This window comes from Flavobacterium aquidurense, assembly GCF_001404985.1.
Taxonomy (GTDB): domain Bacteria; phylum Bacteroidota; class Bacteroidia; order Flavobacteriales; family Flavobacteriaceae; genus Flavobacterium; species Flavobacterium aquidurense_B.
The window spans coordinates 1-20,178 of sequence record NZ_JRLF01000001.1 but is presented as its reverse complement, the minus strand read 5'-3'; the positions used below and the strand labels follow the sequence as shown (position 1 = coordinate 20,178).

Sequence of the window (20,178 nt, the reverse complement as noted above, 5' to 3'; positions counted from 1 at the left end):
CCTAATAAAAATTAAATATATAATTTTTTTCTAAATAAATTTGGTGTGTAAGAACTTATTTTATACTTTCGTGTAATCGATTACATCTATGTATTGATTTGAATGCTAAACAATAAAATACTACACTAATGATTGTAAATAAATTTATAGCACTTAAAACTCTTTTCATCTCCAGCGCAGTTGCTATAATAGTTTCTTCATGTGGTACGCAGGCTTCAAAAATTTCTGATTCTGATCCCTGGAGAAAAATGGAATCAATCATAAAAAGTATTCCTTCTACTCAATTTCCGGACAAGACATTTAATATTAATGATTTTGGTGCTGTTGCAGATGGAAAAACATCAAACACTCAGGCTTTTGAAAAAGCGATTAAAGCATGTGCTCAAAATGGCGGAGGAAAAGTTTTAGTACCTAACGGAAAATATCTTACAGGTCCGATACATTTAGAAAGCAATGTCAATTTACACTTAGAAGATAACGCTGAAATACTTTTTAGCATTGATCCAAAAGAGTATCCAATAGTCCATACTTCATTTGAAGGAACTGAATTAATGAATTATTCTCCTCTTATATATGCTAAAAACAAAACCAATGTTGCCATAACAGGAAAAGGAACCCTAAACGGACAAGCCAATGCTACAAACTGGTGGATTTGGTCAGGAGGTAAAGATTATGGCTGGAAAAAAGGAATTCCGTCGCAAAATGATCCGCAAAATCGTGAAGTACTGGTTGATATGGCAGAGAAAAATGTTCCGGTTGCTGAAAGAGTGTTTGGCGAAGGACGTTATTTACGACCAAACTTTATAGAATTTTTTGAGTGTAATACAGCGTTAGTAAAAGATATTACAATAATTAATGCTCCGTTTTGGATTTTACATCCCATAAAAACAAATAATATCATTATTGATGGTGTTACCGTAAACAGCCACGGACCAAATAATGATGGCTGCGATCCGGAATATTCCCAAAATGTACTTATAAAAAACTGCATTTTTAATACCGGAGACGATTGTATCGCTATAAAATCAGGACGTGATGCCGATGGAAGAAGAGTAGCAATACCTAGTAAAAATATCATTGTGCAAAATTGTAAAATGATCGATGGTCATGGCGGAGTAGTAATGGGAAGTGAAATATCTGCTGGTGTAAATAATGTTTTTGTAGACAATTGTGTAATGGACAGTCCTAACCTGGATCGTGCGATTCGTATCAAAACAAATTCAAAAAGAGGCGGAGTTATAGAAGATGTATTTGTCAGGAACCTAAAAGTAGGAACAGTAAAAGAATGTGTTTTACTGGTAACCATGTTTTATAATGTATACGGTTCGCAAACCGGAAATTTCATACCAACAGTCAGGAACATAAATCTTGAAAATGTTACCGTGAAAAATGGAGGAAAGTATGGAGTCTGGGCAGAAGGATATGAAGAATCCCCAGTAGAAAATATTACACTTAAAAATGTAGTAATAGAAAAAGTAGGCAAACCCTATTTATTGAAAAATGTAAAGAATGTCAATTTTATAAACACAAATGTGAATGAAAAAAAAGTAGAAACGATTAAAAATTAAAACTATCAATTAACCAAACTATTAAAACCATTATGAACTTTAAACAATTACCAAAGAAAAAAATAAAATACAATTTTGTATTTTTATTTTTCCTGAATTTCGTGTTGAGCTCCACAATTTATGCTCAGTCGACTACGATAGAAGGAAAAATCACCGATGCGGCAGGATTATCACTACCAGGTGTAAATGTCCAGGAAAAAGGAACTAAAAACGGTACCTCTACAGACTTTGAGGGAAGTTTTAAAATTAATGTAACTAACAATAAGGCTATCTTAATTATTAGCTATTTGGGTTTTCAGACTCAGGAAGTGAGTATTGCAGGAAAATCTAAAGTAAATGTTAGCCTTGCCGAGCAGTCAAACTCACTAAACGAAGTTGTTGTTGTGGGATATGGATCTGTGAAAAAAACAGATCTTACAGGTTCAGTAAGTACCATTAATGCTGCTACAATAACAGAAAGAAATACAACAAGTGCGCTTGAAGCAATTCAGGGAAGCACACCTGGTGTTCAGATTTCATCGAGTTCAGGACGTTCAGGTGACGGATTTAAAGTAGTGATCAGAGGAAATAACTCTTTGATAGGATCTTCTCCTTTGTATATTGTTGATGGTGTGCCTACTGATGGAATTGACTTTTTGAATCCGCAGGATATTGCCAGAATGGATGTCTTAAAAGATGCTTCTTCTGCTGCAATTTATGGTTCAAGAGGAGCTTCAGGAGTTATTATTGTAACGACTAAAAGCGGTATAAGTGCTAAATCTGGTATAAGTGTTACTTATGACACTTCTTACGGAACTAAAACGGCTGCAAGATTGCCAAAAATGATGTCAGGCGAAGAATGGTGGAAATTTCATCAGGTAGCTTATATGAGCGCTACACCAGCAACTCAAACACCTGCACAATTGGCTACATTGGCAGGAAATCAAAGTCCGTTATTAGTTTCAAGAGCTAAAAGTGGTTATAATTATGATTGGTATGATGCCGTACTTAAATCAGGAATGACAGAGAATAATTATTTGAATATTTCAGGACGTTCAGATTCAGGTTTAAGCTATAACTTAGGTTTTGGTGTTCAGAGTGACAAGGGACTTATAGACAATGATTCAACTGATAAATATTCATTCAAAATAGGTTTAAACCATAAAATAAATGATAAATTTTCTACAGGAGCAAATGTTACAATTGCGCGCCTTGATACACAATTAGGAAGCGATTTAGCCATGCAGGATGCTTTCAGGTTAAGTCCGCTTATGTCTCCTTGGGCTGTTGATGCAGCAGGAAATGAAAAAGTAGGTACTTTATTCTTTTTGCCTGGAAAACTTACTTACCCTGATGGTTCATGGGCTATTAATAAAACGAGTACAGTGAACCCGTTAGTTGAGATTGCAAATTCATCGCAAACAGAAAAAACATGGCAGACAGTAGGAAATGTTTATTTACAATATCAACCTATAAAATGGTTTACATTCAAAACAACATTTGCTGCAGGAATAGAAAATACGGTTACCAGCACAGCTTATGGAGCACAAACAAATGCAGGAGTTACCTTAAACGGTAAAAATTCAGCATCTATTAAGAACTTCAATAACTTTAATTATACCTGGGATAATCAAATCGATTTAAAACATACTTTTAATGACGTACATGATTTTAGTGTATTATTATTACAAAGTATCTATTCAAATGTTGATGAAACGTCTTATTTATATTCTAACAATCAACCTTTTGATGTTGGATCAAATAATATGGGTTCAGGAGTTCAGACTAGTTATAATTTGAGTTCAGGATATGCAAAAAATACGTTGAGTTCATATGCTGTTCGTTTAAACTATACGTTCAGGGATAAATATTTATTGACTGCATCAAATAGATGGGATGGTTCTTCTGTATTATCAGAAGACAATAAATGGCAAAACTTTCCATCAGTTGCTTTAGGCTGGAAAATAAGTAAAGAAGCTTTCTTAGAAAATAATTCCGTAATTTCTGACTTGAAACTTAGAGCAAGTTTAGGATATACAGGAAACGATAACGTGGCGCCTTACACATCTCAGGCTTTATTAAATCAACAGACTTTTTATGCAAACGGAGCAAATGTGGTTTCGGGATGGCAGTCTGAAAATTTAGCAAACCAACAATTAACGTGGGAAAAAACAAGAGAACTTAACTTTGGTCTTGACTATGGATTCTTAAAAAACAGAATTTCGGGTAGTGTAGATGTTTACGACAGATTATCTGATAAGTTAATTTACAAACAACAATTACCTTCTGAATCAGGATGGAAAAATACCTTCTCAAATGTGGGTTCTGTTAGTAACAAAGGGGTAGAGGTTTTATTAACGACTAAAAATATTGTATCTAAAAACGTAAATTGGGAAACAACATTTACGTTTACTAAAAACGTAAATAAATTAGAGTCAATTTACAATCAGGATCAGGTAAGTGATATTGGTAATAAACTGATTTTAGGATCAGAATTAAATCCAAATTACAATTATGTTTATGATGGTGTTTGGCAGGAAAGCGAAGCAGCTCAGGCAGCATCTTACGGTATGGCTCCAGGTCAGGCAAGACCAAAAGATTTAAACGGAGATGGTAAATTCAATCAGGATGACAGAACTGTAATTGGTAATGCAAATCCGGAATGGCAGGGAAGTTTATATTCTAAATTAACAGTTGGACAGTTTGATTTTAATTTCTCAGTGTTAACAAGCCAGGGACAAACTGTTTTGAGTACTTTTCATCAAAACTTTGCTGATGTAAGCGACAGAGGTCGTCAAAAATTGGCTATGGATTATTTTATTCCAACTAATGGTACAGGTATTCCGGCAAATGCAAATAATTCAAACCCAAGACCGGGACCGGTTGCTACTGGTGCAGGAGCATATTGGACTTCATTATTTGGATATTACAGAGATGTATCTTATGTTAAAATTAAAAATATCTCTTTAGGATACACTTTCAATTCAGATTTACTTAAAAAGTTGAAAATGAGTAATTTTAGAATTTACATAAATGTTCTTGACCCATTTGTATTTACAGATTTTGACGGATATGATCCGGAATGGGCCGGTTCTGCTTTTGGTGTAAACCGTCCGGCATCTGTTACTACGCAATTGGGATTAAGTGTTAAATTTTAATAAGATATAAAATGAAAAAGATACTATTAATTTTAGGAATAATCATTACTGCTTTGAGTTCATGTAGTGACTATATTGAAGAAGAGAGCCTTTCTAACGTTCCCGCAGATGCTACTTATAAAACAGCATCAGGGTTTCAGTTATTGGTAAATTCAAACTATGCGTGGCTTAAAGGAATTTATGGAGGAAATCCATGGTTGTTTGAATCAGGTACAGATATGTATGCGGAAGGAAGAACTCCTGAACCAGCCGGCTTAAGCCAATATACATTATTAATTCCGTCGTCAAGTAATGTTGATGAGTTGTATATTTCATGTTATCAGCAAATTCAGTCAGTAAATAAAACATTATATTATTCGACTTTAACAGAGCAAACATCAAACTTAAATACGCTTGTTGGTGAAGCACGTTATTTAAGAGCAAATGCTTATTTTTTATTAGTTCAGACTTACGGTGGAGTTCCAATTGTGCTGGATAATATTACGACTCCGGTTTTATCTTTTAAAAGAAATACTGCCGAAGAAGTTTACACACAAATTATAGCAGATCTGGATGCTTCTTTGGCATCTGTAGGAACTGCAGCTTATGCTGCATCAGGAAAAGTAAATAAAAGAGCTGTAAACGATTTATTGGCAAAAGTTTATTTAACAAGAGGTTACGAAACTTTTGGTACTCCGGCTGATTTTACAAAAGCAGCAGCGTACGCAGATGCAGCAATTGCAGGACAAGCTCTAAATATCCCTTTTAATCAATTATTTGTTACGACTGCAACCAGTGATAACGATTTGAATGCAGAAACCATTTTCTCTGTTCAATATGATAAAAATTCTACAAGTACAAGTCCTACAACATTAGGTAACAATCAGTTTTATTATTTTAGTTCGTATTTAGGAGGTGCAGAAACTGGAGCTCCGTTAAGAAGCTACAATTTATGCCCAACTGATTATACATTAGGATTGTATGAAAAAGGCGACAAAAGATGGGATGCTACTTTTATGACAGAAATTCTGGAAGAAACAGTAACTGTTGATGGTAAAGCAAAAACAACTCTATATTATCCTTATTATAGACCTACAAATGCAAGTGCGGTAAAAGTGAGACATTTTTATGAGCCAAAATGGTTCACACCAGCTGATAAAGCAGCATGGAATACTGCAAATGCTTCCAGAAAATCGGCCACATTTGTATACCATCCTTGGGGAGAATATTCTGCAGCACATACTTTAATCCAAAATCTGGACTGTTATACAATTCCGGTTAAGAAATTTGACGATGCAAATCCAACAACACCATCAAGTACAGGTCCTGTAAGTACAAGAGATATTATTATATCAAGACTTGGTGAAACTTATTTAGTAGCGGCAGAAGCATATTTAAAAGCTGGAAACCCGGCAACAGGTTTAGATCGTTTAAACGAAGTAAGAAGAAGAGCTGGTGTAGCAAATGCAACAGCTGCTCAGTTTAATATCGATTATATTCTAGACGAAAGAGGAAGAGAACTTGTAGGAGAATACAAACGCTGGTTCGATTTAAAACGTACCGGAACATTGGTAGCAAGAGCATCGGCTTATAATTATAAAATCAAAGCTGCAAATTTTGTGGGAGTAGATGGTAAACTTAAAATTTTAAGACCAATACCACAAACGGCATTAGATTTAAATCAAAATAAGGATTTCCCTCAGAATCCTGGTTATTAGTAATTTTAAAATTTTTGAGGCTTAGTTTTTTGAAGAAAGTTAAAAAGGAGTTCGATCATGAATCGGGCTCCTTTCTTAACTCAATAAAATAGATGATTTTAATGCGAAAAATTGTATTCCTTTTATTGTTGTTTTCAGGCGTAGTTTCAGCGCAGCAATCTTACAGTGTAGATACATCATATACTGTAAAAAGTACATACAATAAATTGATAAAAAAATATCCTGCGATCACAATTCCTGTTGTTGGTAAAAACAAGAATGTTGATGAAGTTTATGATGTCGTTTATTTCAAAACAAAAGAAAGAACATTGCATATTGATGGTTTTATCAATAAATCAAAAAAGCAAAATCCTGCTGTAGTTATGATTCACGGCGGCGGATGGCGTTCCGGAAATAAAAGCCAGATGAATTTTTTAGCACAGGAAATCGCTTCAAAAGGATATTCGTGTTTTACAGTAGAATACAGATTATCGCTTGAGGCAAAATATCCAAACGGAGTTTATGATGTAAAAAATGCAATTAAATTTATAAAAGATAACGCAAAGAAATTCAATGTAGATCCAGGCAAAATTGCGGTTTTAGGATGCTCTTCGGGAGGTCAAATGGCAGCTTTGATTGGTACTACAAATGAAAAGCCTGCTTTTGATGATCCTTTAAATAAAAGCAAATCATCATCAAAAGTAAATGCAATTATCAATGTAGATGGAGTTTTAGCATTTAGACATCCTGAATCTTCAGAAGGAGAAATGGCATCGTTTTGGCTTGGAGGTTCTTATGATGAAAAAACAGAAAACTGGAAACAAGCATCAGCATTAAATCACACCGATAAAAATACACCTCCAATACTATTTATCAACAGTAGTATCCCGAGATTTCATGCAGGAAGAGATGATATGATTGCGATTTTAAATCAAAATAAGATTTATAATGAAGTACACACCATAGAAAATTCCCCACATTCCTTTTGGTTTTTTGAACCCTGGTTTGATGAAACAGTACAATATACCACACAATTTTTAGACAGAATATTTAAATAATTTACAATAAAAGATGAAAACGAAAATCACATTAGCAACCTTATTTTTAGTGGGTATAACAGCAGTAAATGCTCAAAAATACGATATAAAAACCGCTAAGACATATGCCGAAATATCTGCAAAAACAGATGGAAAATGGGAAGGACGTAAATATATTGGGGGAACTGTTTTTAAAAATGTTGAAAGACTAAAACTGGCTCCGGAACATACAGACCATTCTTTTGATATTCGTTATGAAGGTCCGGGTTGGGAAAGCAACCGAATTGGGTATCGTTTGTACCTGGATTGGAGAAATGCAATTGACATTTTCGGGAAGAAAACTTCGGCAAATATTCTGCCATTAGTGGGTCAGGATAATTTTGATTCGTATCATAATATGAGCGATTGGGGAGCAGATATCCTGAAAGCAGGAAAAGGAATCGGAATTGGATCTATCGATCGTTATTTAAACAACGAAAAATTACACTTCCGTGAAGTTGATTCTACTATTGCAAGTGTAGTCAATAAAACAAACGAATCTGGTGTAAAAGTGAATTATTACGGCTGGAAAACAGCAGCTGATAAAATCAATTTTACATCTGTACTAACGATTAAACCAGATCAGCTTTACACGCAACACACCATTCAGGCATCTAAAGAAATTAAAGGAATCTGTACCGGAATCGTAAAGCAAAAAAATACGGAAACCTTCAGGAAAGAAAGTAAAAATAAAAAATGGGCTTATTTAGCGACTTACGGTGAACAATCATTAGTTCCGGACAAATTAGGAATGGCGATTTTTTATCAAACCAATACGATCGAAAACGTTGCTGATACAGATTTAGATTACCTTTTGGTTTTTAAACCAACCACAAAAGCAACTTCTTTTTACTTTCTGGGAGCTTGGGAACAAGAACCAAACGGAATTAAATCTAAAGAAGAATTTGTAAAATATTTAGATGCACAATTAGAAGTACTGAACAAAAAAGGTAAAATGTAGTTAGAGGAAAGAGAATAGAGGAAAGAGAATAGAGGAAAGAGAAAAGAGAGAAAAAAAATCTGCTCTATCTGCTGAATCTGCGGGAAAAATTATTTTCAATATATAGAAAACATGTCTAAATCGTCTTTTAAGAATATCCATTTAATCGTTTTGCTATTGATTTTTAGCAGTAAAACAATCGCACAGACGAATGAAAATCCTGTTCTGGCGGATAAACTGAAATGGTCAGAAAGAACAGCCATTACCATTTTGAATAAATATCCAAAGGCGTATCAGATCGATGGAACCGAAAAGCCAAAATGGGATTATAAAATGGGACTTGTATTATCTGGTTTTGAAAAGTTATATCAAAAAACAAACGATAAAAAGTACCTCGATTATATCAAAGATTATGCTGATGAAATGATTGATGCAGAGGGGAATATCAAAAAATATGATATAAAAGAATATAATATTGATTGTGCAAATCCCGGAAAATTATTATTTAATTTATATGAGATAACAAAAGACAATCGCTATCTAAAAGTTATACAACAACTGAGGGCACAGCTTGAAACTCAGCCCAGAACAGCAAGTGGTGGATTTTGGCACAAACAAATTTATCCCAATCAAATGTGGATTGACGGTTTGTACATGGCAGAACCATTTTATACACAATACACAGTAAAGTTTGAAAATGGAAAAGCACTGGATGATATTGCAAAACAATTTGAATTGGTACAAAATCACCTTAGAGATAAAAAAACAGGTTTGGTATATCAGGCTTGGGATGAAAGTAAAGAAATTGTGTGGGCAAATCCTGAAACTGGAACATCGCCAACCATTTGGGGACGCGGTATTGGCTGGTACATGATGGCTTTGACAGAAACATTAGATTATTATCCAAAGACACATCCGCAGTATAAAACGCTGGTTGGATATTTGAATCAGATTGCAAAAAGTGCAGATCAGCATAAAAGCAAATCAGGTTTATGGTATCAGGTAGCAGATAAACCGGAATTAAAAGGAAATTATTTAGAATCGTCGTCATCAGCCATGATTATTTATAGTATGGCAAAAGGGGCAGACAAAGGATATTTAGTCTCATCGTATAAAAAGACTGCCCAAAAATCATTTGATGCCTATCTAAAAGAATTCGTTAAAAAAGACGAGAAAGGACAAATCATTATTTCGAATGTTTCATCGAATGTTGGATTGGGAGGAAAACCTTTTCGCGATGGTACTAATGAATATTACATCAACAGTAAAACAAAAGACAATAGCTCGCCGGCTTTAGCAGCATTTTTGCTGAGCGCAATCGAATTGAATAAATAACCATTAAGCATTTTAAAATGATACATAATAGAAAGAAAATTTATGCTGCTTCAGTCATGTTAGTAAGCCTGATGGTATTTTCGGTTGGTGAAATTACTGCTCAGGAATCTGCAAAGAAAGAAGTTGTAATTTCTAAAGATTTAAAATGGTCAGAACGAATGGCTCTTTCTATTATAAAACGTGCGCCAAAAGCCTGGCAAATCGATAATAACGAGAAACCTAAATGGGATTATAAACTAGGTTTGGTAACGATGTCTTTTGAAGAACTTTACAAAAAGACAAAAAATCCTGTTTATGCCAATTACGTAAACGAATACGGAGAAACGGTAATTAATAGTTCAGGAGAAATCATGAATTATAAACTCGAAGATTACAATATCGATAATGTAAATGCCGGTAAAATACTTTTTGATCTCTACAAAAGAACAAAAGACAAGAGGTATTTAATTGCCATGCAAACATTAAGAAAACAATTAGAAACACATCCCAGAACAAATTCAGGCGGATTCTGGCATAAAAAAATCTATCCGTACCAAATGTGGCTTGATGGTTTGTATATGGGAACACCATTTTATGCACGTTACAGCACAGAATTTAATAAAGGAAAAGATTTTGATGATATCGCAAAACAGTTTGAGCAAATACACCTGCATACCATCGATAAAAATACAGGTTTGCTTTTTCATGCCTGGGATGAAAGCAAACAAATGCCGTGGGCAAATAAAGAAACCGGTACTTCACCTAATTTTTGGTCACGTTCTATTGGCTGGTACATGATGGCACTGGTTGATGTGTTGGATTATATGCCAAAAAATCATCCAAAAAGAAAAGAATTAATTCAGTACCTAAATGAAATTTCGGCTGCAGTTGCAAAATATCAGGATCCTTCAGGATTATGGTATCAGGTGACAGATTCAGCAGCAAAAGAAGGAAATTACCTTGAAGCCTCAGGATCTGAAATGTTTGTTTATGCTTTTGCAAAAGGAGTAAAAAAAGGATATTTACCATCACAGTATAAAAAACTTGCCGAAAAAGGATTTGACGGTCTCCTTAATAAATTGATTACAGTAGATCCTGATGGAGAAATTCATATTACACAAGTTTGTGCCAGTGCAGGATTAGGAGGCAATCCGTATCGCGATGGTTCTTATGAATATTATATCAAAGAGAAAATAAAAATAGATAACTCACATGGGTTAGGGCCCTTTATTCTCGCAGCACTTGAATTAGAAAAATAGTAGAATTTAAATATATTTTAAAATGAAAAATAATAAAAGACAAGGTTATTTTGCATCGGTAGTGTTAGTTTGTTTAATGGCTTTTACAAGCTGTAAAGTAACTTCGCAAGAACCTGCAAAAAAAGAGATCGTAATTTCTAAAGATTTAAAATGGTCTGATAAAATGGCTTTGACCTTGATGAAACGTCATCCTGAAGCATACATGATCGACGATTCTAAAAAACCAAAATGGGATTATGTTCATGCTTTGGTTTTACACTCTATTGAAGAATTGCATAAAAAAAATCCTGATCCACGATATAAAGCTTATATAAGAGGTTATGTAGATGAACTGGTACAAAATGACGGAACAATAAAAACGTATGAATTCGATAAATATAATATTGATTTAGTTGTGCCCGGACGTTTGCTTTTTGATATTTATGCGACCTCAAAAGAAGATAAATATTTAAAAGCAATGCAATTGGTACGCAAACAAATTGCTGAACAGCCACGAACTGCAAGTGGTGGATTCTGGCACAAACAAATTTATCCAAATCAAATGTGGTTAGACGGTTTGTACATGGGAGAACCATTTTATGCACAATATACACTGACATTCGAAAACGGAAAAAGTTTTGATGATATCGCAAAACAATTTGAGTTAATCCAGGCGCATGCAACAGATCCAAAAACAGGATTATTATACCATGCCTGGGATGAAAGCAAACAAATGCCATGGTCAAATAAAGAAACAGGTAACTCACCAAACTTCTGGTCAAGAGCCTTAGGCTGGTATGTTATGGCACTTGTTGATGTGTTGGATTATATGCCAAAAGACCATCCAAAACAAAAAGAATTAGTAAAGTATTTAAATAATGCTTGTGAGGCTTTAGCTAAAGTTCAGGACAAATCTGGTTTATGGTATCAGGTAACAGATAAAGGAGGGAAAGAAGGAAATTATCTTGAAGCCTCAGGATCATCAATGTTTGCTTATGCTTTTGCAAAAGGAGTAAACAAAGGATATTTACCTGCAAAATATAAAAAACTGGCAAACAAAGCTTTCGACGGATTGACTAAAATCCTAATCAAAAAAGTAGACGAAGACGGAGGTATTACTTTAACAAATTGCTGTCAGGTAGCAGGTTTGGGTGGTACACCATATCGTGACGGAACTTATGAATATTATGTAAATGAAAAAAAGAAAGACAATGATCCTAAAGCAACCGGACCTTTTATTCTGGCTGCATTAGAATTAAACAGATAATGTAAACCAACTTTTTAAGTTCAAAAGAAACCCGACATATTTTTAAAACTTTTCGGGTTTAACCAAAGTAATTATTCAAAAAATGAAAAACTTAAAAGTCCTCTTTCTCTTATTATCAGTACTCCAGCTACAAAATAATTTTGCTCAGGTCTGGATACCGGATAATGGAAACGGAACCTATACAAATCCTATTATTCACGCCGATTATTCAGATCCTGATGTCGTTCGTGTAGGAGATGATTTTTATATGACCGCATCCTCTTTTAATTGCATTCCCGGATTACCAATTCTGCATTCTAAAGATCTTGTAAACTGGAAGATTTTAAGTTATGCTTTGCCAAAACAGCCTCCATTTGAAACTTTTAATAGCGTACAGCACGGTAATGGGGTTTGGGCACCAAGTATTAATTTTCATGATAATGAATTTTATATTTATTATCCGGACCCTGATTTTGGTATTTATATGATAAAAGCCAAAAAAGCAGAAGGTCCTTGGTCTGAACCGCTTTTGGTAAAAGCAGGAAAAGGACTTATAGATCCAAGCCCTTTATGGGATGATGATGGTAAAGTATATCTCGTTCATGCTTTTGCGGGAAGCCGTGCACAAATAAAAAGTTTATTGGTTGTTTGCAGTATGAATCCTGAAGGAACAGTTGCAAACAATGATGAAGTAATGGTAATTGACGGACATGAGAGCGAAGGAACAATTGAAGGTCCAAAATTCTATAAACGCAATAATTACTATTACATTTTTGCTCCTGCCGGCGGAGTTGCTACAGGATGGCAGACTATTTTAAGATCAAAAAATGTATATGGTCCTTATGAAACGAAGAAAGTCCTAGAACAGGGAAAAACTGCTATAAATGGTCCGCATCAGGGTGCCTGGGTACAAACACAAACCGGAGAAGACTGGTTTATACATTTTCAGGATAAAGGCGCTTACGGCAGGATTGTTCATCTTCAGCCCATGAAATGGGAAAAAGACTGGCCAGTAATGGGACAGGATTTCGATAAAAACGGAATTGGAGAACCCGTTACAACATTCAAAAAACCAAATGTAGGCAAGAAATATCCAATAGAAACTCCGGCAGAATCAGATGAGTTTAATGAACCCAAATTAGGATTGCAATGGCAATGGCAGGCAAATTCTCAAATCAATTGGGGGTTTCCTACCAGTTTAGGATATCTTAATTTATTTTGTCAGACCACTTTAAAAGACAATCAGAAAATTTTTGATGCACCAAATTTATTGCTTCAAAAATTTCCCGCCGAAGAATTTACCGTGACAACCAAACTAACCTTTAATACAAGGTTAAACGGAGAATCGACAGGACTTATAATCATGGGATTGGATTATAGTTATTTGAACTTTAAAAACGACAACGGAAAATTATATCTCAATCAGAAAACCGGAACTTTCGATAAAAAAGTTGCAGAGACAGAAACAACATCAGTTTTAATAGCAAACAATACCATTTATCTCAGGGTAAAAGTTAAAAAAGCAGGCGTTTGCAGTTTCTTCTATAGCCTGGATGATAAAAAATACCAGTCAATAGGAACTGATTTTGTTTCTAAAGAAGGAAAATGGATTGGCGCCAAAACAGGCCTTTTTGCACTAAGCCAAAAAGTTACCAATGATTCAGGAAATGTAGCCGTTGATTGGTTTAGAGTTACGAAGTAGGTTAGAAAAAAGGGACAAAGGAACAAAGTAACAAAGGAAAAAAGCAAGTAAGAAAGCAACTAAGTCGAAGGAATCTGCTTAATCTGCCAAATCTGCGTGAAAGAAAAAAATCAATACACAAAAACTTTGGAAAGCTAGAACAGATTTGCACGTTAAGCATATTTATTTTTATAATAATCTGCGCATATTTGCTTAGGTCTTTTTAAAATCTGCGTGAAAATAAAAACATACAAGTGAATCAATTAAAAAAATATATAGCATTAGTTTTCTTTAGCATTTGTTTTAGTATAAATGCCCAAAACACCTATAAAAACTGGTCTGATGTCATTCGTAAAAATGATGCAGCGTGGTTTGGTACTGAGGAAGCAAAAAAGATTGCCGAAAATGTTTTGCTCTATCAAAGAGACATTGGCGGATGGCCAAAAAATATTCAGATGCAAAACCCGCTCACTGAAACAGAAAAACAAAAACTGATGGCATTAAAGAGTGATTTACATGAAATTACGACCGATAATGGTGCTACATGTCAGGAAATGCTTTTTATGTCTAAAATGTATGCACAGATAAAAGACGAACGTTACAAACAATCGTTTCTGAAAGGACTTAATTATTTGTTGGAAGCTCAATACAATAATGGGGGCTGGCCTCAGTTTTATCCGCTTAAAAAAGGATATTATACCCACATTACCTATAATGATGATTCGATGGTAAATATTATGAACATCATGAAACAGGTAAGCGAAGAAACTGATTTTTATAGCATAAAGCCTTCAAAGGAAATTGTTGCGAAAACAAAACAGGCATTTGATAAAGGAATAGATTGTATCTTAAAAACCCAATACAAACAAAACGAAATATTGACAGCTTGGTGTGCTCAGCATGATGAGGTTACATTAGCTCCCGCAAATGCAAGAGCTTTTGAACTGGCTTCCCTTAGCGGATACGAGTCGGCTAAAATTGTATTGCTTTTAATGTCGATAGAAAAACCTTCGCCGGAGATAGTTACCGCAGTTAAAAATGCTCAGGTTTGGTTTGAAAAAACTAAAATCACCAATCTTGAAGAAAAACGTACTTTGAATGATGTTGGAAAAATCATTGATAAAAAAATGATTGTAACACAAAATGCGGCACCAATTTGGGCAAGATTTATGGACCTGAACACAAATGAACCCTTCTTTTGTGATCGCGACGGAATCAGGAAAAAATCTATTGATGAAATAGGTTCTGAAAGGCGTAATGGTTATTCCTGGTATACAGATGCTCCTAAAGAAGTGCTGAAAAAATATACAGCATGGGCGACTAAAAACGGAACAAAAGTTTCAGATTCAGAAAAAAAAAATATTAGTTTAATTACCGTTGCACAAGATGGTTCCGGAGATTTCACAAAAATTCAGGATGCTATTTACGCGTGCCCTGCATTTCCTTATGAAAAGGTTACCATTTATGTGAAAAACGGAATTTATAATGAAAAAGTCCGAATTCCGGAATGGAATACAAAGGTAGTTTTACAGGGAGAAAGCAAAGAACAAACTATTATTACTTTTGATGATAATTTCTCCAAAATTGGCTTAGGCCGAAATAGTACTTTTTATACACCAGCCGTTTTGGTTGAAGGAGATGATTTTACAGCATTAAATTTAACCATTAAAAATACTTCAGGAGATAAAGGTCAGGCAATTGCATTATCAGTTGTGGCAAATCGTGCTAAAATTTTAAATTGTAATATTTTAGGAAACCAGGATACTTTATACCTGTCGGGAAAAGAAGCAAAACAATATTTTAAAGATTGTTATATTGAAGGTACCACTGATTTTATTTTTGGAAGCGCTACTGCATTATTCGAAAACTGTGAAATCCATAGTATAAAAAGCTCTTATATTACAGCAGCTTCAACACCTGAAGGAACGCCTTTTGGTTTTGTTTTTAAAGATTGCAAACTTACGGCTGAACCATCAGCGACATCAGTTTATTTAGGAAGACCATGGCGCATTTATGCTAAAACTGTTTATATCAATTGTGAGATGGGAAAACATATAAAACCTGAAGGATGGGAAAACTGGTCGAAACCAGAAGCAGAAAAGAATGCTTTGTATGCTGAATATAATTGTAAAGGTGAAGGATTTCAACCCACAAAAAGAGTTATATGGTCGCATCAGCTTTCAAAAAAAGAAGCTCAAAAATATACCATAGAAAATATTCTGAAAGATTCAATCGTGAATTGGTATTCGAAATAAGACACTAAGTTACTGAGATGCTAAGTTTTTTAAAATTTAAGTCATAATCTTAGAAATTTAGCAGCTTAGTAGCTTAGCAACTAAAAAATAAACTATGAAATATTTACTCCTTTTATTGATTTCGTGCACTTCTTTTGCACAAAACAACGAATTTCCATCGGCAAAAGCAGATGCCATAGTTAATAGAATTCAGCTTCCGGTAATTCCTTCTTATCAAATTAATGTTTTGAAGTTGGGGGCTAAAGGAGATTCCCTAACCAATAACAAAACAGTCTTTGACAAAGCCATGGCGTTGTGCAAAAAGAATAACGGAGGAACTATTATTGTACCCAGAGGAATTTATAAAATAAACGGTCCAATTCATTTTGTAAGCAATGTAAACCTTAAAATAGAAAAAGGAGCAAAAATTAAATTCAGCGATAAACCCGAAGATTATTTGCCCATGGTTTTAACCAGTTGGGAAGGTACGATGCTTTACAATTACAGTCCGTTAATTTATGCCTACGAATGCTCGAATATCGCCATAACCGGCGAAGGAACAATTGATGGAGAAGGAGGCAAGACCTGGAAAAGCTTTAAGGCGAAAGAAGCAACAGGAAAAAACCGGAGTCGTGATATGAATCATAATAATACTCCAATTAAAGACAGAAAGTTTGGCGATGGGTATTTTTTACGTCCACAGATGATTCAGTTTTTTAATTGCAAAAATATTTTGGTTGAAAACATCCGTATAGAAAATTCCCCTTTTTGGTGTTTACATTTGTTGAAATCCCAAAGTATTACCATTCGCGGTATAAGTTATAAGTCATTAAATTATAATAATGACGGTATTGATCCGGAGTATGCCAAAGATGTTTTGATCGAAAACGTGTCTTTTGATAATGGTGATGATAATGTTGCCATTAAAGCAGGACGAGATCATGAAGGAAGAGCAAACTCTGCTACGCCCAGTGAAAATATTGTAATTAGAAATTGCAATTTCAAAGGTTTACATGGCGTTGTGATAGGAAGTGAAATGTCAGCAGGAGTACAAAATGTATACGTAGAAAATTGTAAAACTATTGGATATTTAAAAAGAGGGATCTATTTAAAAACCAATGCCGACAGAGGAGGTTTTATAAAAAATATTTTTGTTCGAAATATAGAACTCGATGAAGTAGAAGATTGTTTGTATATCACTGCAAATTATCACGGAGAAGGAAACGGTTTCCAGTCTGAAATATCGAATATTTCTTTTTCGAATATAACCTGCAATAAAGCAACGGCATCGGGAATTGTAATTCAGGGATTTCCCGATAAAAAAGTTCGTAATATCTCCTTAAATAATATAGAGATAAAATGGGCCAAAAATGCAATCTCAAGTACAAATGCTGAAAATGTGTTATTAAATGAGGTTTTTATTGGAGAAAAAGCAACCACTCCATCGGCAGCAAAATAGTTCTTTTTTAGTAGGTGCAAAGGTTCGAAGTAACAAAGGTTCAAAGGACAAAGATTTTCCGTAGAGACGCACTGCAGTGCGTCTACACAAAGTAATCACAATCTTGTCATCCTGACGCAGGAAGGATCACACCAGAAACAACACAAAGTAACCACTATTTAAAAAGTCCAACAATCTAAGTAGTCTAACAATCCAACAATCTAAGAAGTCCAACAATCTAAGTAGTCTAAAAATCTAAGAAGTCTAATTATGAAGTATTTAATAATCCTCCTGCTAATCACTACAGCCAGTTTCGCTCAAAAAACAACGGTATACACAATTGGTGATTCTACAATGGCAAATAAAAAAGATCCGGACAAAAATCCTGAACATGGATGGGCACAAGTTTTACAACCTTTCTTTAAGGAAAATATCGCAATCGAAAATAAAGCTGTAAATGGCAGAAGCACCAAAAGTTTCATTAATGAAAAACGTTGGGATTCTGTTTATAAAAAGCTTAAAAAAGGAGATTATGTTTTTATTGAATTTGGACATAACGATGAAAAAATAGAAGATTCTACACGATATACAAATCCACACACCAGTTATCGATACAATTTGATCCGTTTTGTAAAACAAACCCGTGAAAAAGGGGCAACACCTATATTATTGACTTCAATTGCAAGACGTAATTTTAATGAAAAAGGAGTTTTGGTACCCACTCATGGAGAGTATCCTTTAGAAACAAGACTCGTGGCACAAGAATACAAAGTCCCTTTTATTGACCTGGAATATTATACCGAATTACTGGAGCAATCTTATGGACCGGAAAAATCAAAGCAATTGCATTTGCATTTTAAAGCAGGAGAAAATCCATATTACGATAAAGATAAAGCAGATGATACACATCTTTCTTTAAAAGGAGCGACGTCTATTGCGCAAATTGTAATAAACCAGATTAGATTATTAGAAGATACTTCTATCGAAAAACTTAAAAAAAGTATTAAGTAGCAGTAAATTTTTAACCTCAATTTGAATTAAAAAAACACTAATCTATAATAAATGTCTTAAACTACAAGTTTAAAAACTTTTAGAAGTAAAAAGAGTTGGTAATGATTCAGAAATTTGCAACAGATATTAAGTTTGTGGTTGTAAGTTAATTGTTTTTTTTATTCTTAATATTCTACTTTAAATATTTTGATGATTATTTAGAAAGAGAGAGAACTTAGGTTCTCTCTCTTTTGTTTTAGTACGTTTGATCTTCAAAACTGAATTCAGAATATGTATTTCTCTTGTTTCTTTTTGAATTTTAAAATTTGTCCTAATCTATTATTTAAAAAACTTTTAAGGACAATATTGATGAGCAATTAAAAGGATATTTGACTTCTAATCTAAACTACTTAATTGAGAGGATTAAAAGTTTCATAATTATTTTTTTTTGTTGTTGTTTTAGACAGTATATAAACATGTTTTTAATTTATAGTAGGATAAAATTTTAGACGTTGTTAAGTTTTTGGGGCTATATACTGTCTAATCAACAATTAAGTAAAAGAAGGAACATCAAATTATAAATAAGAAGTAAAATGAAATCTGATAATAATACTTTTTGGCACGGAACAAGAATAATGCTGTATGGTTTGATAATAATTTTATTGATACTAAATTTGATTCAATTCTTTTCTAAATAGTTTCTGATAATATAAAATCCTTTATTCTAATAAAAGGATTAATATTTCATTCAATTCTTTTTTTGTTAGTAATGAGTAAAAAAGAAAGTTTATTTATTTCTTTTTAAATTACTTTTTCTAGTCCTTCTGTAAATTTCTTAAAATTTACAAACCTACTTGTCATTCATTACATTTTGTATCTGCTTTTTGATACCATTTTGCATTAGATTAAATAATGTTGCTGGTATTGTTACCAGATCTGATGTACTTGTTTGATTCTCTATGAGATTCCTCAGGATAGTTTTAAAATCCACAATTTAAAATTCATTAACGTTAAATAAGGCATGACATCTATATTGTATAGTTTAGGTGTTAATGTGTTGTTGTTTAGACTTTTGTATTTTTTTATCAGACGTAAATATTTGTCTTAATCTGTAAGTATAAAAACTTCTACAGGCTAAAGCGGGTGGTATTTCGATAGACCTTTGCACTTTCAAATAATACTGTTTGAATAAAGAAATACGTAAAAAATAAATAATAACCCATAATATTAAAGTTATGAAGAATAAATTACTCCCATTATTTCTTGTGTTAGGAAGTCTTTCTGCCTACTCACAAGTAGGTATTGGAACAAATAACCCTGATCCTTCAGCACAATTACATGTTAAGGCATCAAATAGAGGTGTTTTAATTCCAAATATTGCACTAGAAAATACTACAGATGTAAGTAAAATTAGTAGTCCGGCTGAAAGCTTATTAATTTTTAATACAGCGACTTCTTTAGATGTGACGCCAGGATATTACTATTGGTTAAACAATAAATGGAATAGAATAGCGCTTGCAAGTGAAATTACAGGAAATGGCGGTACCTCGGCTGGTGCAGGTGCGCCGGGAAAAGAGGGTGAACCAGGTTACCCTGGAAAAAATGTTAGTATCTATACAGATACGACTACAGGAACGGTT

General features: G+C 33.8%; 12 protein-coding genes and 1 pseudogene. All 13 read left to right on the top strand.

Annotated elements, in window-relative coordinates; all coding sequences use genetic code 11:
* Positions 1-128 precede the first annotated feature (128 nt).
* Positions 129-1,568 carry a glycoside hydrolase family 28 protein gene (locus RC62_RS00065; RefSeq protein ID WP_055091377.1) on the top strand — a complete coding sequence of 480 codons (1,440 nt, stop codon included), beginning with the start codon at positions 129-131 and terminating at the stop codon, positions 1,566-1,568.
* A gap of 32 nt (positions 1,569-1,600) precedes the next feature.
* Positions 1,601-4,705: a SusC/RagA family TonB-linked outer membrane protein gene (locus RC62_RS00060; RefSeq protein ID WP_055091375.1), complete on the top strand. Its 3,105-nt coding sequence runs from the start codon at positions 1,601-1,603 to the stop codon at positions 4,703-4,705.
* Positions 4,706-4,716: 11 nt separating this feature from the next.
* Positions 4,717-6,402, top strand: a complete 1,686-nt coding sequence (locus RC62_RS00055; protein ID WP_055091373.1) for a RagB/SusD family nutrient uptake outer membrane protein — start codon at positions 4,717-4,719, stop codon at positions 6,400-6,402.
* 101 nt (positions 6,403-6,503) lie between these two features.
* Entirely contained in the window at positions 6,504-7,439 is a 936-nt protein-coding gene (locus RC62_RS00050; protein ID WP_055091606.1) for an alpha/beta hydrolase, read from the top strand.
* 13 nt (positions 7,440-7,452) lie between these two features.
* On the top strand, positions 7,453-8,418 hold the full coding sequence (locus RC62_RS00045) for a DUF4861 family protein (protein WP_055091371.1): 966 nt from the start codon (positions 7,453-7,455) through the stop codon (positions 8,416-8,418).
* 111 nt (positions 8,419-8,529) lie between these two features.
* Entirely contained in the window at positions 8,530-9,732 is a 1,203-nt protein-coding gene (locus RC62_RS00040) for a glycoside hydrolase family 105 protein (RefSeq protein ID WP_055091369.1), read from the top strand.
* Positions 9,733-9,749: 17 nt separating this feature from the next.
* A complete protein-coding gene (locus RC62_RS00035; RefSeq protein ID WP_055091366.1) occupies positions 9,750-10,970 on the top strand; it encodes a glycoside hydrolase family 105 protein in 1,221 nt (406 codons plus the stop codon).
* A 22-nt stretch (positions 10,971-10,992) separates the two neighbouring features.
* Complete coding sequence (locus tag RC62_RS00030) at positions 10,993-12,216, top strand: glycoside hydrolase family 105 protein (protein WP_055091364.1); 1,224 nt, start codon at positions 10,993-10,995, stop codon at positions 12,214-12,216.
* 82 nt (positions 12,217-12,298) lie between these two features.
* The gene (locus RC62_RS00025) at positions 12,299-13,897 is read left to right on the top strand and encodes a glycoside hydrolase 43 family protein (RefSeq protein ID WP_055091362.1); all 1,599 of its coding nucleotides are present in this window, start codon (positions 12,299-12,301) and stop codon (positions 13,895-13,897) included.
* Positions 13,898-14,130: 233 nt separating this feature from the next.
* A complete protein-coding gene (pelA, locus tag RC62_RS00020; RefSeq protein WP_055091360.1) occupies positions 14,131-16,131 on the top strand; it encodes a pectate lyase in 2,001 nt (666 codons plus the stop codon).
* 94 nt (positions 16,132-16,225) lie between these two features.
* Positions 16,226-17,569: a glycoside hydrolase family 28 protein gene (locus RC62_RS00015; RefSeq protein ID WP_055091358.1), complete on the top strand. Its 1,344-nt coding sequence runs from the start codon at positions 16,226-16,228 to the stop codon at positions 17,567-17,569.
* Positions 17,570-17,818: 249 nt separating this feature from the next.
* The gene (locus RC62_RS00010) at positions 17,819-18,559 is read left to right on the top strand and encodes a rhamnogalacturonan acetylesterase (RefSeq protein WP_055091356.1); all 741 of its coding nucleotides are present in this window, start codon (positions 17,819-17,821) and stop codon (positions 18,557-18,559) included.
* A gap of 1,214 nt (positions 18,560-19,773) precedes the next feature.
* Positions 19,774-20,178: pseudogene (locus tag RC62_RS00005) on the top strand (hypothetical protein); the annotation flags it as partial.